Origin of the sequence: Pseudomonas plecoglossicida NBRC 103162 = DSM 15088, assembly GCF_000730665.1 — a bacterium.
Lineage (GTDB): Bacteria > Pseudomonadota > Gammaproteobacteria > Pseudomonadales > Pseudomonadaceae > Aquipseudomonas > Aquipseudomonas plecoglossicida.
In genome coordinates, this window is record NZ_BBIV01000036.1 from 25,465 (window position 1) to 43,721 (window position 18,257).

The 18,257-nt window shown below is 60.3% G+C and carries 18 protein-coding genes; 9 read left to right on the forward strand and 9 right to left on the reverse strand.

Translation table 11 applies throughout. The annotated features are described in order from the left end of the window. Positions 1 to 314: 314 nt before the first annotated feature. Positions 315 to 599 carry a hypothetical protein gene (locus tag PPL01S_RS18970; protein WP_016394551.1) on the forward strand — a complete coding sequence of 95 codons (285 nt, stop codon included), beginning with the start codon at positions 315 to 317 and terminating at the stop codon, positions 597 to 599. A gap of 190 nt (positions 600 to 789) precedes the next feature. Here PPL01S_RS18970 and PPL01S_RS18975 read toward each other — a convergent pair whose 3' ends face one another. The 6 genes from PPL01S_RS18975 to PPL01S_RS19000 form a co-directional block, all read right to left on the reverse strand. Next, positions 790 to 1,173 carry a phage holin family protein gene (locus tag PPL01S_RS18975; protein WP_016394552.1) on the reverse strand — a complete coding sequence of 128 codons (384 nt, stop codon included), beginning with the start codon at positions 1,171 to 1,173 and terminating at the stop codon, positions 790 to 792. Positions 1,174 to 1,379: 206 nt separating this feature from the next. After that, positions 1,380 to 1,928, reverse strand: coding sequence for a hypothetical protein (locus PPL01S_RS18980; RefSeq protein ID WP_016394553.1), 549 nt, complete (start codon positions 1,926 to 1,928; stop codon positions 1,380 to 1,382). 325 nt (positions 1,929 to 2,253) lie between these two features. After that, entirely contained in the window at positions 2,254 to 5,034 is a 2,781-nt protein-coding gene (locus tag PPL01S_RS18985; RefSeq protein WP_028625749.1) for a bifunctional DNA primase/polymerase, read from the reverse strand. Beyond that, positions 5,031 to 5,234, reverse strand: coding sequence for a TraR/DksA C4-type zinc finger protein (locus PPL01S_RS18990; protein WP_016394554.1), 204 nt, complete (start codon positions 5,232 to 5,234; stop codon positions 5,031 to 5,033). Before PPL01S_RS18990 ends, PPL01S_RS18985 begins: the two co-directional genes overlap by 4 nt. Then, positions 5,227 to 5,715, reverse strand: coding sequence for a phage regulatory CII family protein (locus PPL01S_RS18995; RefSeq protein ID WP_016394555.1), 489 nt, complete (start codon positions 5,713 to 5,715; stop codon positions 5,227 to 5,229). The genes PPL01S_RS18990 and PPL01S_RS18995 overlap by 8 nt, the downstream gene beginning before the upstream one ends. Before the next feature lie 126 nt (positions 5,716 to 5,841). After that, complete coding sequence (locus PPL01S_RS19000) at positions 5,842 to 6,066, reverse strand: transcriptional regulator (protein ID WP_016394556.1); 225 nt, start codon at positions 6,064 to 6,066, stop codon at positions 5,842 to 5,844. A 97-nt stretch (positions 6,067 to 6,163) separates the two neighbouring features. Between PPL01S_RS19000 and PPL01S_RS19005 the strand changes: the two genes are divergently transcribed. The 6 genes from PPL01S_RS19005 (at position 6,164) to PPL01S_RS19035 (ending at position 9,195) form a co-directional block, all read left to right on the forward strand. Further along, a complete protein-coding gene (locus PPL01S_RS19005; protein ID WP_016394557.1) occupies positions 6,164 to 6,865 on the forward strand; it encodes a S24 family peptidase in 702 nt (233 codons plus the stop codon). Positions 6,866 to 7,163: 298 nt separating this feature from the next. Next, on the forward strand, positions 7,164 to 7,673 hold the full coding sequence (locus PPL01S_RS19010; protein WP_016394558.1) for a hypothetical protein: 510 nt from the start codon (positions 7,164 to 7,166) through the stop codon (positions 7,671 to 7,673). Then, entirely contained in the window at positions 7,670 to 7,915 is a 246-nt protein-coding gene (locus tag PPL01S_RS19015; protein ID WP_016394559.1) for a pyocin activator PrtN family protein, read from the forward strand. Before PPL01S_RS19010 ends, PPL01S_RS19015 begins: the two co-directional genes overlap by 4 nt. An 85-nt stretch (positions 7,916 to 8,000) precedes the next feature. Then, the gene (locus PPL01S_RS19020; RefSeq protein WP_016394560.1) at positions 8,001 to 8,498 is read left to right on the forward strand and encodes a hypothetical protein; all 498 of its coding nucleotides are present in this window, start codon (positions 8,001 to 8,003) and stop codon (positions 8,496 to 8,498) included. Beyond that, a complete protein-coding gene (locus tag PPL01S_RS25755; RefSeq protein WP_248694078.1) occupies positions 8,495 to 8,923 on the forward strand; it encodes a nucleoside/nucleotide kinase family protein in 429 nt (142 codons plus the stop codon). Before PPL01S_RS19020 ends, PPL01S_RS25755 begins: the two co-directional genes overlap by 4 nt. Further along, positions 8,920 to 9,195 carry a pyocin activator PrtN family protein gene (locus tag PPL01S_RS19035; RefSeq protein WP_016394562.1) on the forward strand — a complete coding sequence of 92 codons (276 nt, stop codon included), beginning with the start codon at positions 8,920 to 8,922 and terminating at the stop codon, positions 9,193 to 9,195. The genes PPL01S_RS25755 and PPL01S_RS19035 overlap by 4 nt, the downstream gene beginning before the upstream one ends. A gap of 263 nt (positions 9,196 to 9,458) precedes the next feature. Here the strand turns inward: PPL01S_RS19035 and PPL01S_RS19040 are convergent, their stop codons facing one another. From PPL01S_RS19040 to PPL01S_RS19050, 3 genes are all read right to left on the reverse strand, one after another. Further along, positions 9,459 to 10,574 carry a response regulator gene (locus PPL01S_RS19040; protein WP_016394563.1) on the reverse strand — a complete coding sequence of 372 codons (1,116 nt, stop codon included), beginning with the start codon at positions 10,572 to 10,574 and terminating at the stop codon, positions 9,459 to 9,461. Next, positions 10,571 to 14,434: a response regulator gene (locus PPL01S_RS19045; protein WP_244212834.1), complete on the reverse strand. Its 3,864-nt coding sequence runs from the start codon at positions 14,432 to 14,434 to the stop codon at positions 10,571 to 10,573. Before PPL01S_RS19045 ends, PPL01S_RS19040 begins: the two co-directional genes overlap by 4 nt. 360 nt (positions 14,435 to 14,794) lie before the next feature. Continuing rightward, the gene (locus PPL01S_RS19050; RefSeq protein ID WP_016394565.1) at positions 14,795 to 15,916 is read right to left on the reverse strand and encodes a site-specific integrase; all 1,122 of its coding nucleotides are present in this window, start codon (positions 15,914 to 15,916) and stop codon (positions 14,795 to 14,797) included. 128 nt (positions 15,917 to 16,044) lie between these two features. Here PPL01S_RS19050 and dusA point away from each other — a divergent pair, with 128 nt between their 5' ends. Both dusA and tal read left to right on the forward strand, forming a co-directional pair. Next, positions 16,045 to 17,028 carry a tRNA dihydrouridine(20/20a) synthase DusA gene (dusA, locus tag PPL01S_RS19055; RefSeq protein ID WP_033743531.1) on the forward strand — a complete coding sequence of 328 codons (984 nt, stop codon included), beginning with the start codon at positions 16,045 to 16,047 and terminating at the stop codon, positions 17,026 to 17,028. A 275-nt stretch (positions 17,029 to 17,303) separates the two neighbouring features. Beyond that, positions 17,304 to 18,230: a transaldolase gene (gene tal / locus PPL01S_RS19060; RefSeq protein WP_016394627.1), complete on the forward strand. Its 927-nt coding sequence runs from the start codon at positions 17,304 to 17,306 to the stop codon at positions 18,228 to 18,230. Positions 18,231 to 18,257 lie beyond the last annotated feature (27 nt).

Here is an 18,257-nt window from a genome sequence, read left to right on the forward strand (position 1 = left end):
ACCAGTTCACCGCAGTTCACTAAGCTGGTGAACCTCCCGCTAACAAAGAAGCGCGGGTTTCCTGCCCCGTACCCGGCGAAATTCGACAGGGTCCCCCGCCCCTCCCTGGCTCCCGGGCAGATCACTCCCCCGCCCCGCTGCTCGCTGGCGACACCCCGGAGATGCCCCAGCCCTGGAGGATTCCGCATTGATGTAAGCCGATTATCAAACTGATAAAGCATCGTCTCTTGACCTCAAAGTGCTAGCATCTCGAAGTCCTTCCTAGCAGAAGGCATGCCGAGGAAGGACTACCTCCAAAACCACAAGGAACCGAGATGGCAAAGTACAAAATCGCTCACGTGCATCACAGTGGGCAGGACATGATTGTCTTCCCCCTGGAATCTTCGTTCGGAAGCAAATCCGACAGTCAACAGCAGGACATCATGGACTCGCTCCAGCAAGCAGCCTGGAGCGCGGATCTTGCGGGGAATGTGGTGGCGATCTGGAAGTCAGGCAACAGGGTTTACTTCCGGGCCCCACCCGCGTGGCATTCGTTCTTCCGCTCCCCGAACATTTGGGGATGGGTGATGGCCAACATCAACAAAGAGCTGACGATCTAACATCTCCTCAAGGGCGGCAGAATTCTGCTGCGCCACATCTCCGCCCGTCTCTTGGCAGATCAACTCTCCCCGAGCCTGCTCCAATGCAGACTCCAAGTGCGCAATGATCTTCGCCAGCGCTCCATCCCGGCGGTATGACAAGCTAGTCAGACCGCCGGTCTCTGTTTTGACCCACAAAATATCTTGAGCCTCATCGATCACTCGCACTTGCATCGCAGGTACCTCCCGATCTTTTGTTGATATCACCAACTTGCGACATCTCGCTTACACCCAGCCGTTTGGCCGCCCAGCGCTCGTACAGGTTGATCGCCACATCGGCACCGGCCATCGCGGTCAGGCAACCAACCGCTGCCGCCGCCCACACCGAAACACCTAGGGCGTACAGCAGCATGTTGGTCGACAGTCCGCAGGTGACACAGGCACCAGACCTCAATGCCAAACGGCGAATCAGCCCCCAACCGCGAGCACCCGCCTTGTCCGCCCGCCACATCTCACCCGATACACCTCCGACCAGGGACAGTACGATCACCATCCAGATCGGCAGTTCGGCTAACGCTTGTTGCTCGCTGTTCATGTAAGCCTCATTGGCAAAGCACGGCGCCGGAAAAAGAAAACCCCGCCGGTTGGCAGGGTTCTCGATGCACCGACAGGTCGGGGCGGATTGCACAGCACAGTGCTTGTGGGGAAGCGCCTAAGCGCACTTTTGATATCGTGGGGACTTTTTACATGCCACCGGAAAAACCGAAAAGGGGTGTTTTTCGGTTCGTCGCAATGTGATCGCTATGTAGCATCAATGTTGCACACAAGTTGCAAAGAGACCCGACGAACGGTCTGCTGTCGGACGCGACCAGAGCGTGCGGCCAGTTGAGCAAACACCCGCAGGTGCAGAGCCTTGACCCAATTGCGGTAAGTCCGGTCGGCTTCCTCGGCAAGCCCGACCTCGCGCATCTGCTCCCTGATAGTGACTTGGTGGAGGTAACGCAGCTCGGCCAGCTTGGCCAGCGTTGCCGCACGCTTGTCCCCGCGAGCCAACTCAGCGACGGCTGCATCGACTTCGGCGGCGGCGTAATCCAGGCCAGCGCCCGACATCAGAATCCGCGCTCCAGAGGAGCCAGTGCGGGGCGCCGCCCCCTTCCATTCCATGATCGTACCCATCTGGCTACCGAGGCTGGCTTCCAATCCCAATTGCCTGCGCTGCTCGCCCCAGTGCTGCATCAGTCCGCCGACCAGACGCAGGCGCTCGGCTGGATCAATCAACTCCGCCATATCCTTCAGGTGCTGGGCCACTTGCACCTGACGCTGAAGGCGTCTTTCCAAGTCCATCGTCATCGCCATCCCTCCGAATTCAGTACCCGACACACATTTAGCCAACCCAACACAAACCCAACACACTCGAAACCCAATAAATTCAATGGATTGAAAGCATCTGTGTTTAGTGTGTCGGGTGTGTTGAGTTTTTCAGGGCTCGCATAGAGATTTATCGGGCCTTCGATTTCAGCGCTTGAAGAAGATCGCCTGCGCGCGTGCGTGCGCGAACCCAACACACCCAACACACACTCCCGCCAATCCACGGATTCCGGGGCCTGAATCTGTGTTGGCTTGCGGAAACCAACCCAACACCCACCCAACACACCCAACACACTTACCGACAGAGTCATGCTGCAACCCTCTTGATGTGGTCCCAGGCTTCCACCGTCCAGCCCGAGAGCTTCGCTCGCTCACGCCACTCGATGACGTTCTTGCCCAGCACGGCCGCATTCATGGATGGGGGCAGGGAAGGATCACCATCAGTGGGCATGAAGAACGCCGCGAATCGCCGAGTGCCGTGCCCCGTGGAGCAGTCCGACCAGGGGATAGCCCTCGTCTTCTCCACCTTAGCGCTCAGCATCAAGGAGAACTTGGTTTGGCTCATGGCATGCTCTTTGTTATGGGCGCACCACTCAATGAACATGGCGTACACATCCGAGGTCAGGCAGCAACCCCACAGGCCGTACCCAAGCTCACCGTTCCGCCAGAGGTGGAAGAATGTCTGCCAGGCCGTGCGGCTCAGCTCAACCAGGCGTTGACGGGCCTCAGTCTTAGGCGGACGGGTGCGCTGGTTGAAGTCCTCGAGGTCGACGTCCAGCAGCCAACCGTACAAGGCAGCCACCCCGCCATTCGCCAGCTCCCGGGCGATTGCCTTCTGCCTCTCAGGCGGCAGCGTCTCCAGAGGCCACATCACCAGCATCCGGCGGTCGTCTTCGCTGATCGGCCACGGCATGATCTCGTTGCTCAGGAACGCCGAGTTCATGTGGTTGGATTCTTCCCAGCCGTTGATGAACTTCGACTCCATCCGCACTGTTTTGCCGGTGATCATGTGCTTGATCTTGCCGACCTGGTTGTAGCGCTGGTCGCGGCTCACAACCTCTTCGAACACGGCCCACAGCTTGCCGCTCTGCCAGGCGTTGAAGTTGCCTTCAAGCTGCGTCTGGCCAACTGTGGCGCCGTAACGGCCGTACAGCTCACCCATGATGTCCGCGAACAACAGGCTTTTGCCCGAGCCTTCCATGGTCGAGTGGAACAGGATGGCAGTGTCCATCTTCGCGCCCATGTGCTGCAGCGGGTAGGCCAGCCACTTGACCAGCCAATCCAGAGCTTCAGTGTCATTGTTGCAAAGAAACGAGATCAGCCAGCGCAGGTTCTCGCAGGCAGCGTCATCGCGCACCGGCGCAAGCGGCAAGCCCTCGAAGGTGTTGATGTAGATCGCAGGATCCTTGGTCATCGTCGGGTCGAACACGATGTGGTCGACGTCCACCACCCGCCGATCCGGGCTGTTCAGCCATAGCTGATAAGCATCACCCAGGGCCATCTTGACGCTACCCTCGGGCAGGCGCCGCTTCTTCTCGCGGTCCCAGGCCTCTTTCGTACCGTCGATGTAGATGTACCGGTCGAGCGGCTCCAGCTTCAGCGCCCCGCCCTTCTTGCTGGCCATCTTTCGGGCCTGTTCAAGCTCTGTCACCTGCTCGGAGGCAATGAGCTTCTTGTCGGTTCGCTCTATCCACTCCTTTGCCAGGGGCTTGCCAACCAGAGCTTCGAAGCCTGCCCGCTTCATCGCCCGCCCATTGTCCAAGTCCCACACACTGGTGGTGCCTTCGACCAGGGCGAATCGGCGCATTGCGCCATTGATGTCCAGGGCGTCACCCCCTGCCCCCCCTTTGGCCGAGGAGCCGGCCGGGCTGGGCGCTTCATCGTCCGATGGGGCGTGGGGAAGGTTCTCGGCATCGCTGCCCTCGAGCGAAGGCAGCTCGGCCTGCTCGACCACCGATGGGGCGCGGGGAAGTTCGCCCAATGGCGGCGGTGCCGGTGGACGGGACTTTGCATCAATGCCGAGGATCCGCGCCGCTGCTTTGGTAGCAACCTTCTGGTCGCCGTCGTGCATCAGGATGCAGAACACATCGAACGCGTCGTTCTTGTGTCCGTTCGCCAGCGGGTCCGAAGTGTGGTGCGAATACAGCTTGCCATCCGTGATCGTCACGCCGGGTGCGCCGGAGCTGCTGTGTGGGCTCAACCACTTGCCGTCGATACGCTTGTATCCATGTGCCTCAATTATCGTGGCGATATCATGGATGCGATTGAACTCGGGGATGACCTCGGGAAGCCGGTCGCCGGATCGTGCTGCAGCTGGTGATGGCTTGGCCACGGGACGAGCTGCAGACGCAGGCGCTGCCGACTTAGGCTTCCATGGGCAAACCCCCTCCCCCATCGGCTTGAATTCGTCCCAATCCTGCCAGATGGCCAAGAGGTCGGCCGGCAACACCGGCAAGCCTTCTGCGGCTGGAGGGGTTCGCCAGGTGTAAGGTTTGCCTGTACCAGGGTGAATGGACGGCGGCAATACGTCCTGCACCAGGCCGCCCCGAAGCTCGAAGACCGTCACTTTCTTGAAAGGATCAGCCGCCATGCGGAAAGCCGCCTCGCGCTCGGCATCTCCGTCGGCCTTGGCAGCAATTGCTTGCGCCATGATCCCTTTGTAGATGGTGCCACAAGGGTCGTTCTTGTTGGGCCAAACCAGAGCGTGACGACTCAGTTCTACACCTTCGGGAACGCGGAACATCACGCGGAATCGCTCAGGATTGCCAACAGAGGTCGGGTACATGTCAGCAAGAGCGTCGACGTCGAGCCCAAGCGTCTGCTGGAGAACCAGTCTGGTCAGCTCAACATCATCAACGTCGAGCGAACAGACACGACTCGGCCCGAGCACAACACCGAGGTTGTGATTCGGGCTCGCTATCCAGAACGCTTCAGCCTTTGAGGCATCAGTAAAGTAGCCACCTGGCTTGTTCCAGCCAGCCCCCTTAGGGCCTTTCTCACCTGGTTCAATGGGAACCAGAGCGAGATCGAAGGCTTCAATGTAACGCCGCGCCCAATCAGCTGTGGCAGGAGTTGGGCGCTCGCTCATCTGCGGCGCTCCCGCAGCTCTTGGCAATCGATGCAGGTCTCGCAACCCGCAGCCGACTGCTGACGAGCGAGCGGGATCGGCTCGTCGCAGTCCTCGCAGAACTGGGCGCTTGGCTTTTCAGGGAGTCGTGCAAGGCGCTGCAGCGACAGCTGCAGGAAGTACTCGGCGTGATCGTTGGCGAAATCGACGGCGTCAGCCATGGGCTTCATCCTCCATGGCTTGGCGGGCACCTGCCATGATCGCCAGCACCTGACGGATCACATCCATCCCGCGGTGCTCCAGATCCAACACCTCGGACTCCGTCCAGACGTTGTCGGCGGCACCATCGTGGAGACTGCCAACGAATTCGCTGGACTCCTCAAGCAGCTTGGCTACCGCCTGAAGGGCTTCGTTGGTCGCTGGCAATGGCTCCGGGCGGTACCACACAACACCGGCCGGTCGAACGAGGGCATCCAGCAGCCGCTGATCTGCGGTCCACCGGACGATCTCTTCTATCTCATCCGGACTTGGCCAGCGCCGCTCTTCGGTGGGATGGAGTTTCTTCTGCAGGGTATCAACGTCCATGACCATATCGAAGGCCAGCTTGGTGATACCACCGTGATAGTCGCGACCGGCGCGGTAGAGCGCCTGCCGCAATGCGAGAACCGGACCCGCGTCCGGCAGTAGATCAATGCGACTCATAACCGTAAATCCTCGGTTTACGGTGTAGCCACAGGATGAGGTAGGACCTATCCTACAGCTACGACCGTACTGTGCTGTGCGTCGTCGTCGCTGGGCCAGGGAGGTGAGAGTCCCTGGTCCAGCACCTTATTCCTTCACTTGCCTCAAATATGCCCAATCGATGTCCGGCCGCAGTGCTTCACAACGAATCACACCTGCCGTTTCTCGATCCAGGCAGACAGCTAGTCCCGCGCTAGCGCGGCGGTTGCCGTAGGCCACTTGTTTCAACTGGCCAACAGACGTACCGCAACGTCGCGAGAAAGCCTCGAGCCCTTCCTTGTCCATCGTCTTCAAGTACTCGCTAAGCGTCATAGACACCTCCGTTGGTGGCGAGATTAGCAATTGCTAATTAGCAAGGCAATAGCAAGTAGTAATTTACTGTTTGCTAACGGAAAGCAATCATCGCCAAATGGATATCAATGAAAGGCGTATCGCCTCCCTCCGTACGATCATGGGTGCACTGAGCCAGAAGGAATTCGCTGAGGCTCACGACCTAGACGCGTCGTACCTGTCACAACTGCTCAACGGCCATCGCAAGCTGGGGGAAAAGGCTGCGCTTAATCTGGAGCTCAAGATCGGGCTCGCAGCAGGGACGCTGACATCTCCTCCCTCCGAGGAGCCATCCACCGCAGCCCCAGCCAACGTGGTTCGCCTGCCCACCAGGGCGGCAAAGGACAAGAACTTCGTGCTGATTCCGCACCTCGATATCGCGGCGTCTATGGGGCATGGCAAGGCAGCCCCAGGTATGATTGAAGTCATCCGTGACATGACGGTTCACCTCGACTGGCTCAGGATGCAGGGCCTGACCTTCTCGAATGTCGACAACTTGGCCATCATCACAGGGGATGGCGATAGCATGTCTGGTACGTTCGCCGACGGCGACGCCCTGCTTGTGGATCGCGGGATTTCCGAGGTGAAAACAGACGCGATATACGTCTTCACCCTCGACGGCGACCTCTACATCAAACGCCTGCAGCGCCTTACCGGAGGCCAGCTCCGAATGATCTCCGACAACCCCATCTACCCACCGATTACCATCGATGAGTCGATGATCGAACGCATGCACATACAAGCCCGCGTCCTGCTGGCCTGGAACGCGAAGAAGCTCTAACCCCCTCGTGTTGCGTTTCACCGGCCATCTGCCGGGGCGCAATCACGCCCAATCAATTTAGCATTTGCTATTGTACAATTAATTAGCCCTTGCTAATTTCAGTCCCGTGCCTTCTCTCACATCAAGGACACGGAAGAATGAAATCAGCACAGCGCAACGGATCCGTAGCGGTCCTCATCCATCCAACCGCCTGCACCAGCCTGGCGAAAATCCACGCGTTCCAACGCAGCACCGGCTTGCAGTTGGTCGTCTCCCTGGATGGCAAAGCCCACGCCGTACCTGCGAACGGGGGTGCAGCATGAGCGAGTTCCAGATCTCCCTACGCCACATCATGCTGCTGCAGCGCACCCTGGATAACGGCGGTATTGCGACCTGCAAGTTGCAGCGCCCTGAGGCCACCGTCGACGCGCAGATCGAGATCGAAAACGACTGCACGCACCACCGCATCAAGGTGATCCTTGGATCGCTCTGCAGCAGCCTGAGCCTGCCGCGCGCCCTCTCCACCAAATGCCTGTCATTGAGGGACTTTGTGCAAGACCTGGCCAATGGCCGAGCTGACTCCGGCGCTCAGTCGGAGGAAGCGCTCGCTCTCATGGAAGCGCAGGTCAGCGTTGAAGAGGTACTCCTGACCGGCCAAACCGCCTACGTCATCGCCACGGTCAACCGCCAACTTCCCCTCGGCGCCGTCGTGACCAACGACCAGGGCGATGTCTGCGTGGCTGTCACAGGTACCAGCAAAGAGCACCTCGCTGATGCAGTCCGAGCGAAGCTCCAGCCCGGCCCCGACAATCTCAGGGAGTGCGCATGAGCACCCTGGAACAACTGCGCGGCGAGTTCTCCACGCCCTGCCCGACACTGACCGCTGTGAGGGAGCGCTACTTCCCTCACATTGGTTCAGATCGCCGTCTCAGGGAGCTCATCAACAAGGGACAGATCAAGCTGGTGCTGAGCAAGCTGCACAACTCGGCGAAGGCGCAGCACGTTGTCTACCTGCACAACTTGGCCGAGTACCTGGACCGACAGGCAGAACGATCTCGTCAATCCGCTTGAACCAAGCGGCCCCGGCCAGCAGGGGCACCCAGCCCGCCACCGACTCTCACCTTACCCGGCGGCGGGCCATTTCGGAGCACAGCACATGCAACCACATCAACAAGTACTTGCCCTGGGTATCGCGTGGCTTATCGGCCTTATCGCCCTGACCTTCATCATCCCGAGAATGCGGCACCGCGCCTTCATTCGAGGTCTGGACGAAGGCAGACAGCAGCAAAGGGCTGACCTGAAACTGCAGATCAAAGGCCTGCAGGATGATCTGGACGAGGCTCGGATTCAGTCCGAAGCCGGCCAACGCAAGCATCACCAGGATGTCGCCAACCTCAAAGCGAGTATGCTCGAACTGGAAGCCCGCATCATGTCGTATACCGGCTTACCGGTGACCAAGGCGGACTACGAGAGTCTGGTCAGCGCCTTGTCCATCATGCGTCTGGCTCAACGCACGTTCAAAGCCCTGAAAACCGAAGCGGAGGCAGCCCGAGCTGGCGCGCAGGCAGATGTCATTGATGAGCTGGCCAAACGGATCCATGCCCAACTACGCAGCACACCTGGTAGCTCCGTAACCACAGGAGCTGCAGCATGACCACTCCCACCCCACGCAGCTGCATCGTCCATGGCCCGACTGGGTGCGGTAAATCCACTAACGCTCAAGCCATCGCTAAGGCGCTCGGCTTGAGCCACATTCGCGACAATTGGGAAGCAGGCGCACCCGTGCCACTGCTCGACACCCTGGTGTTGACCAGCGCTGACAATCCCGCCTGGTACTTCAATGGCCGAGTGCTGAGCTTCGATCAGGCGATGCTGCTGGTTGAGCATGCCAAGGCTCACGACTGCACCGCACCCACCGCAGAACATCCCGCCGCCGCTTGGCTCGGCCAGGCCGGGCTGTACCGCACTCGGTTTGACGCAGTGCGCAACTTTGAGCAGTCCGTCACTCCAGTTTCCGCCGATGAACTGTTCAACCTTGCCAGCAAGCAAGTGCTCAGCCAGCAGGAGGGCCATGCATGAACACAGCCTTTGTTTTGATGGCGCAGTACAACGGCATGGCGATTATCTCGCTCGAGCAGGTATGCAGTGACTACTTCACTCACCTCACCCCTGACATGTTTCAGCGGAAGGTTCTTGCCGGACAGATCAAGCTCCCTATCACCAGGCTCGAGACAAGCCAGAAGAGCGCACGAGGCATTCATATTGCCGATCTGGCGCAATACCTGGATCAGCAGCGGGAGGCTGCCCGTAAGGAGTGTGCGCAATTGAACAAGACGCTTCGGGCCGGCTAACCGGGAGATTGCACCTCGCCTGGCCAGGTGTCGGTGGCCGTCGACATCGTCGACGATCACCCGGACCGGCCTTTGGCGAGGGCAGATAACGACCCAAAGCTGCCCTCCGCTAGAGACCTATACCGTGACAGAGGCAACCTGGGCGGTAGCCAATAGCTAAGGTCAGCAGGCCCTAAAGTCCATATAATTCGGGGCGGATTGTGCCATGTTTACCGCTGTTACACGCTCACGTACAGGCTGAAGCAGCCTTGGGCATTGAAGTGTCAGCCAACCTCATCGCTATCAGCAAAGCGCTCCGCGATAGCCTGGAAGTGCTCATGGTTGGCCAGGAAAACGTCGCATATATCCGGATCGAAATGCTTGGCACGTCCCTGGCGGATAATCTCCAGCGCCTGATCATGGGACATGCCCTGCTTATAAACGCGCCGGCTGATCAGTGCGTCATACACGTCCGCCACCGCCATCAGTCTGGCGCTGATGGGAATGTCGTCGGCACTCAGCCCTTCGGGATAGCCGGTACCATCCCACTTCTCGTGGTGGCCGTAGGCGATTTCCTTGGCCAGACGCAGAAACCCCACCGAGGTGCCCAGCTGCTCCTCGGCGTGCCGGATAGCATTGCCTCCCAGCACCGTATGGGTCTTCATCGTCTCAAACTCCTCCGGTGTGAGACGCCCCGGCTTGAGTAGTATGTGATCGGGTATACCGACCTTGCCGATGTCATGCAGCGGAGCCGACTTGAATAGCAGTCGGATGCTCTCATCATCAATGAAATGGCGGAACCTCGGGTGTTCGCGCAGCATCTCGGCCAGCAACCTGACGTAGTGCTGGGTTCGTCGGATGTGGTTGCCCGTCTCATTGTCGCGGGTTTCGGCCAGCGAGGTCATGGCTTGAATGGTCACATCCTGGATAGCCATGACCTCGGCGGTGCGACGCTGCACTTCCTGCTCAAGATAAGCCTTCTGATCTCGTAAGAAGTCGGCGGCCGCCTTGATATTCAACTGGGTTTCCACCCGCGCCAACACGATCGGCGGGTTGATAGGTTTGGTGATGTAGTCCACGGCGCCCATCTGCAAACCGAGGATCTCGTCTTCCATGGTCGCCATGGCGGTGAGGAAGATGATCGGAATATCGGCTGTGCGCGGATCGCGCTTGAGCTGCCCTGCCACTTCATGACCCGACAGGTCGGGCATCATGATGTCGAGCAGGATCAGATCCGGGCGGGGCTCCTGGGCCGCTGCCTTCAACGCGCGCTCGCCGTTGATGGCCACCCGCGTACGGTAACGATCCTTGAGCAGCCCATTGATCAGTGTGATGTTCTCTGGCGTGTCATCGACAATGAGGATGATAGGGCCATGGGGGGTGCTCAGGACTTCATTCATGATGTTCCCTCCCGCAGCGTTTGCCGCGCGGCCTCGAAGTCAAAGTTGTTCACCTCATTGCACAACTGTTCAAAACAATCCTTGCCAAGAACACCCTGCAACGCAGCTGCGTGCTGCTGGACATAATCCGGGGCGACCCCGTCATTGGCCTCCAGCAGCTGCATCAGCGCTTTGGCATGCTGCGTATCGTCGATGCTCGATACTACCAGTGGAGCTACCTGTTCACTGCCCAAGGCTCGACGGATCGCCTGCACGGCCAGCGAAAGCGCCTCAATGACGTCACTCACCAAGGCGTCCGACTCGGCGTACGCCTTGATTGCGGTCTCCAGCTTCCCAGCCATGATTTGCAGGCCACTGAAACCGAGGTTGCCTGCAACACCTTTTACGGCATGGGCTATGCGCTCGGCCGAGGCCCGGTCACCGGCCCGCAGCGCGTTCAGCAACGCCTGCCCTGCCAGCGCCTTGCGCTCGGCAAAATGCCCCAGCAGCTTGAGGTATAGATGGCGATTGCCCGCCACTCGCCTCAATCCGTCGGCGCTATCGAGCCCCGGGATGTCCGGCAGCCAATCCTCGCCTGAAGCGGCGCTGGTCGGCTGCGCTACGGCCGACCGAGGTACGACCCAGCGCAGCACCGTGGCGATCAACGCCTGCGGGTCCACGGGTTTGGTCACATGGTCGACCATGCCCGCCTCGATGCAGCGCTCGCGATCCTCAACCCTGGCATGGGCGGTCATCGCAATCACCGGAAGCTTTGCCCAGTGCGGCTCGGCGCGAATACGCCGGGTGGTCTCGACACCATCCATCTGCGGCATCTGCACATCCATCAATACAGCGTCGTATTGCGCAGCGGCAAGCATGGACAGTGCCTCGCAGCCATTGCCCGCAACCTCTACCAGGGCACCGGCGGCCTCAAGCAGCTCCCTGGCGATCTGCTGGTTGATTTCGTTGTCCTCTGCGACGAGCAGGCGCACCCCGGCAAGCACCTGCGCCTGCGCAGTGGGTACGGCTGCCGCCACTACGCCTGTTTGCGGCACGAAGAGGTTGACCAGTATCTCAACCAGCGAGGATTGGTTGACCGGTTTAACCAGAAACGCTCGAACGCCGGCTGCCTGCGCGGCGGCGCGCATTTCATCATGCCCGAATGCACTGACCATGACGGCGTGCAGTGCAGGACGCAGCGCAAGGGCCCGGCGCGTTGTTTCGATCCCATCCATCGCCGGCATATACCAGTCCACGAACAGCACAAGGAACGGGTCGTCTGCTGTGGCACTGTGCAGGCTTTCCAGGGCAGCCTCGCCGGACGCCACCGCGACCGGCGTAAGCCCCGCTACGCGCAGCATGTCGGAAAGGATCTGACGTGCGGCAGCATTGTCATCGACAACCAATGCACGCGCTCCGGCAAGCTCGGCAGGGACGATCTGGCGCTGCGCCTGCAGTTGCGGGCCAAGCCCAAGCCAGACGCTGAAAGAAAAGGTGCTGCCGTTACCCGGTTCAGAGTCCACCGTGATCGTTCCGCCCATCAGTTCGACGAGGCGCTTGGAGATGGCAAGGCCCAGACCAGTGCCGCCATATTGCCGGGTGGTCGAGCTATCGGCTTGGGCAAAGGCCTGAAAGAGTCGCCCGGCCTGCTCGGGCGTCATGCCAATGCCGGTATCGTGAACGTGAACCTGCAGTTGAATTTTGTCCCCGGTGCGGCCCAGGTTGCGGACCACCATCATCACCTGGCCATATTCGGTGAACTTCACCGCGTTGCCTACCAGGTTGAGGATGATTTGCCCCAGTCGCAGCGGATCCCCGAGCAGTGTGTCGGGCACGTCCGGCGCTCGGTCGAACAATAGTTCGAGCCCTTTGTCGTAGGCCTTTTGCGCAATCAACGAGGACACGTTGTCGAGCACTGCATCGATCTGAAACGGTACTGTCTCGACGCTGAGCTTGCCGGCCTCGATCTTGGAGAAATCAAGGATGTCGTTGATGATGCCAAGCAGCGAAGTGCCCGCGTTGTGGATCTTCGAGACATAATCGCGCTGCCGGTGGTCCAGCGATGTCTGAAGCGCGAGGTAGGACATGCCGATGATCGCATTCATGGGCGTGCGGATTTCGTGGCTCATGTTGGCCAGCAAATCGCTTTTTGCCCGCGTCGCCTCTTCAGCAATCTCCTTCGCCCGCTGCTGAGCCAGTTCCGCTGCCTTGCGTTCGGTGATGTCGTGAAGCCAAGCAAGCAGCCCTTGCTCACCCTGGATCTGAATAGGCAGGTAAGTGACCAGCATGGTGCGTTCGTACCCGTGCCGGTCGAGCATCTGCACTTCCTGGCCCTTGGCAATGCCATCGTCCGCGAGGCGCTCGACGATGGCCTGGCGATCCTGCCCGTTCACGTAGAGCTGCAGGGCAGCGTCACCGACACCCAGGCCGAACGTTTCACAGAAACGGGGATTGGCGAAGCGGATCACGCCCTGGATCGAGAAGGCTATGTTGATCGGACTGATATCGAGGATCGCCTGCAGCCGCATGCGTTCTTCACTGAGCGCCACCGCTGCCGCATGGTGTTCCGTGACATCACGCATCCAGCTGGCGATCAAGACCTCACCGTGGATCGTCACGAATGATGCGCCCACCAGAACCCAGAGGATCGAGCCATCCTTGTGCAGCAGGCGGGTCTCGAAGTGTTCGACCTTGCCGTTGCGTGTCAGCAGTTCAAGGAAGCGTTCGCGCTCGTCAGGGTCAACATACAAGCTGGTGGTGTTGCGCCCGAGCAGGTCCTCAGCGACATAACCGGTCGCCTGCGAAAAGCGTTGGCTGACTTCCCTGACTGCGCCGTTCCGGTCTGCCAGTATCAGACTCGCTGGGCTGGTATCCATGAGCGCTCGGGTGAACGCCTCACGTTCGGCCAACTCCGCAGCAACGCGCTTGCGCTCGTCCACTTCCCGGTTCAGGCGTCGGTTCCACGCAAGCATGGCGCCAAGTAGCAGCAGGACCGCGATAACACTAGGAATTGCCCAGCTCATAACTGCTTTGATATCGAGGCCGTCCTCGCTGAAGGATTCCTCAAACAGCCGATATTCCATCAGCGATACGTGATAGTACTGTCGCCAGCTCGCATCGAGTGGCGAATCGATACGATTGCTGGACTTGAAGAACCGCTCCAGCGCGCGCGCGAGATCCGCAGCGTTGCGCGCAACACCCCAGCCAACGCTGGTCGGTTCGCTGACCGGAAACGCAATGGAGAGACGCTCGGGGTCTTCGCGTGCCCAGCGCAGCGCACTTTCGCTACCCAGCACGGTGAAATCCACCTTTGCATCGGCGACCAGTTTCACCGCCTGATCGGTTGTCGCATAGACCAGCTTCACCGGCTGACTGGAGAGAGGGCCGCGGTTGGCTTCATCGATCCATTGCTCGTAGCCCGTGCCCTTCTGCACTGCCGCCGTCAGGCCACGCAGATCAGCCACCTCATTGCCCAGCGACTGTCTGGAGCGATGGACGATGACGAGATTGCGAACCTTGTAGTAAGGCACCAGCAGCATCTTCGTTTCGCGCCAGGGTACGATCTGCAGGTCATTTGGATAGAGATCACAACTGCCGTCGGCAAGTAGCTTCGGGTCGTAGCTTGCGTCGCGTACGGTTTCACCCCGAGCGTTATGAAACTGCGCATCGAAGCTCGGCAGCTCCGTTACCTGTGGGCGCACCGCGAGTGACCGGGCAAACGCCTCGGCATTGGTCCGATAAAAGGAAGCACTCGAGCCAGCGACGCATATGCGCAGGACGCCGCTTTCCCGAACCTGGGCCAACGTACGCGCTTCCACACATGGAATGGCCAGCGCCAACAAGTTCACCAGCGCAAGCCATATCCTCCAGCGCGCCTTCATGCTCAAAAAGCAACTGCTGGTAGGTAAATGATCACGAGGCACACGACTTATCCCTTCTGAAGGTCCTTTTCACGCGTTCTTTGCCGGCCGGCACTTAATTATCAGCGAGGCCCGTCCAGACAGACTTTCGCAGTGTAGGCAGCCCGGAAAGCAAGCGCCAGCGCCTAAACTGGCCAGCCGTAGCGAACCGGTATATCTAAAGGTTGTCATGGATAAAGCGAGTGAGCGTGGTTCCCCGTACGGCTTTCGCCAATGTCCGCAATGGGTCGAAAGCAGCCGGTCGCGGGCGACCGCAATCACCCCAAAGCGGATGCCTACCACGAGTAAGCGCTGATAAAGGTAGCACCCGTACCCACCCGCCTACTCAGCCCGGGCGCCGAGTTTAACCGGTGCCTGAATGATCTGATCCAGCCACTTCCAGCCCTTATACCCATCTCCTCGTCCACGCAAATGGGTATACCGCCGCAGCGAGTTCCAATCGCGGTGCCCGGATACACTTGAAACCCTCGGTATATCCCAGTCCATTTCAAACAGTCGACTCACCCCTTCGTGACGCAAGTCATGAAAATGCAGATCCTTGATCCCTTTCATCTTGCACGCCTTGGACCAGGCGGTACCGATTGAATCAGTGTTGTATGGGAATATCTCGCGACACTCTTGGGGCATGCTCTGCACAATGATCCACGCCTCATCCGGCAAGTAACACCAGACATCGTTGCCGATCTTCTGACCGGGGTTCTTCATGTCCCGCACCTTCACAGCCTGCCGGTGCTCATCCAGGTCTTCCCATCGGATGCGGGTGATCTCGTCCATTCTGCGGGTCGAGAAGATCGCGAACGCCACCACCTTGGGCATATGGATGACGCTTGGCCGCCGCTGCAACATCTCGAAGAAGTGTTCGAGCACCTTATCGATCTCATCCAGCGTAGGGCGCCGATCCCGCTCTCGGCTCTTCAGGTTGTAGCCGAACTTCTTCAGCACGAGGCGCGCATCTGGCATTGCTTGCGCGTCAATCTCATATCCCCACGCCGCCCTGGCCAGGGACAGCACCGACCCCAGGTGCGCCAGGTCATTGCCGGCCGTCTGCGGTTTAATGCCTCCACCTTCAGGGCTCATGCGCCACAGCGCGTAGTCCACCAGCACCTGCTGGGTGAGGTCGGAATCCACCTTCTCACCCAGGTAGCTGTTCTTGATGGCATTCAACGTGCGCCGCTTCGTCTCACCCAGCGGCCCGGCTTTCTCGGCCTCGACCAGGTAGCGGTCGATCATCTGCTTGACCGTGTGCCCTACCCGGCTCGCCCGCTCGATTGCACCAGGCTCTGCCAACTCGGTTTCTCGTCGCTTCGCCCAGGCCACTGCGGCCTGTTTGCGGGCGAACGTCTGGCTCTCTTGGTAGACTGTCACCTTGTCGCGGTTGATGCGGATCTGAGCTGTGTAGCTGATGGTGCCGTCGGCCTTCTTGCGGGGTCTGATGGTTGCCATGAGAATTGGTACACGTCCTGATTCGATTGGTACATTGTACCAAGCGCTTGGTAAAAACGCCCCAAAACCCCCGAAATTCGGTACAAAACACGTTGAACGAAATCACTGCAAAACCCGGCTCAAAGCCAATGACCACGCGCCCTGAGCCGTCCCGCCGCTTCAGCATTGCACCGATGATGGATTGGACCGACAGGCACTGCCGGTTCTTCCTGCGCCTACTCTCCAAAGAGACCCTGCTCTACACCGAAATGGTCACCACCGGGGCGCTGCTGCACAACGACGCCCACCGTTTCCTGCGCCACGACGTCTCCGAGCACCCGCTGGCCCTGCAGCTGGGCGGCAGCGTGCCGGCCGATCTGGCCGCCTGCGCGCGCCTGGCCGAAGAGGCGGGCTATGACGAGGTCAACCTCAACGTCGGTTGCCCGAGCGACCGGGTGCAGAACAACATGATCGGCGCGTGCCTGATGGCGCATCCGGCACTGGTGGCCGACTGCGTGAAGGCCATGCGCGATGCGGTGTCGACGCCGGTGACGGTCAAGCACCGCATTGGCATCAACGGCCGCGACAGCTACGCCGAGCTGTGCGACTTCGTCGGCCAGGTGCGCGAGGCTGGCTGCCGCAGCTTTACCGTGCATGCGCGGATCGCGATTCTCGAAGGGCTCTCGCCCAAGGAGAACCGTGAGATTCCGCCGCTGCGCTATGACGTTGCGGCGCAGCTGAAGGCCGATTTCCCGGACCTGGAAATCGTGCTCAATGGCGGTATCAAGACTTTGGCCGAGTGCCAGGCGCATCTTGAGACCTTCGATGGGGTGATGCTGGGGCGCGAGGCGTACCACAACCCATACCTGCTGGCCGAGGTGGACCAGCAGCTGTTTGCCAGCGCTGCGCCGGTGGTCAGCCGCAGCGAGGCGATGGCGCAGTTGCGACCGTACATCGTTGCGCACATGGCCAGCGGCGGTGCGATGCACCACGTGACCCGGCATATTCTCGGGCTTGGGCAAGGGTTCAAGGGCGCGCGGCGGTTCCGCCAACTGCTGTCGGCGGATATTCACAAGGCGCCGGAGCCACTGGTGGTGTTCGACCAGGCCGCCGAGCTGTTGCAGGGCCGCTGAAGCGACGCCCCCTCTCTTGTGGGAGCCGGCTTGCCGGCGATGGGGCCATGACAGGCAGTCCAGCTGGGCCTGCCCCGGCCTCATCGCCGGCAAGCCGGCTCCCACAATCGGGGCTGCGCCCGACGAAACGCATCCTGTTGCCAGGCGCAGGGAACCTCGTGCTGGCGCGTGACTCGAATCATCACCTTCGACAATTCGACAGTGCCCCAAAGGCCCCTTGAGCGGCCGTCGGGGCTCGGGTAATGTCGAGTCATTGCACAGGACAGAGCACGCCCATGACCTCCAAGCTGGAACAACTCAAGCAGTTCACCACCGTGGTCGCCGACACCGGGGACCTGGACGCCATCACCCGCCTCAAGCCGGTCGATGCCACCACCAACCCGTCGTTGCTGCTCAAGGCTGCCGCCATGCCTGGCTATGCCGACCTGCTCAAGCAGGTCAAGGCCGACGCCAAGGGCAATGTCGACCTGGCCTGCGACAAGTTCGCCGTGGCCGTGGGCTCGGGCATCCTGAAGGTCATCCCCGGGCGCATTTCCACCGAAGTCGATGCGCGCCTGTCGTTCGACGAGCCGGCGCTGCTGAACAAGGCCCGCCAGCTGATCGGGCTGTACGAGGCTGCCGGGATTTCCAGGGACCGCGTGCTGATCAAGCTGGCCTCCACCTGGGAAGGCATCCGCGCCGCCGAGAAGCTAGAGAAGGAAGGCATCCAGACCAACCTGACCCTGCTGTTCTCCTTCGCCCAGGCCCAGGCCTGTGCCGATGCCGGGGTATTCCTGATCTCGCCGTTCGTGGGCCGTATCTACGACTGGTACAAGAAAAGTACCGGCCAGGAGTACGTCGGCGCCGACGACCCGGGCGTGCAATCGGTTACCCGCATCTACAACTACTACAAGGCCAATGGCTACGACACCGTGGTCATGGGCGCCAGCTTCCGCAACCTCGGCCAGATCGAGCAACTGGCCGGCTGCGACCGCCTGACCATCAGCCCTGATCTGCTGGATAAACTGGGCACCGACCAGGGTGAGCTGCCGCGGATGCTCAAACCTGGCAATACCGGCGAGAGCAAGCAGGTATTGAACGAAAGCCAGTTCCGCTGGGCGATGAACGAAGATGCCATGGGCACCGAGAAACTGGCCGAGGGTATTCGCCAGTTCGCACGGGACCAGGAGAAGCTGGAAAAGCTGCTGGCTGAAAAAGCCTGATACATCTCGGGTTTGCCAGACGGGCGG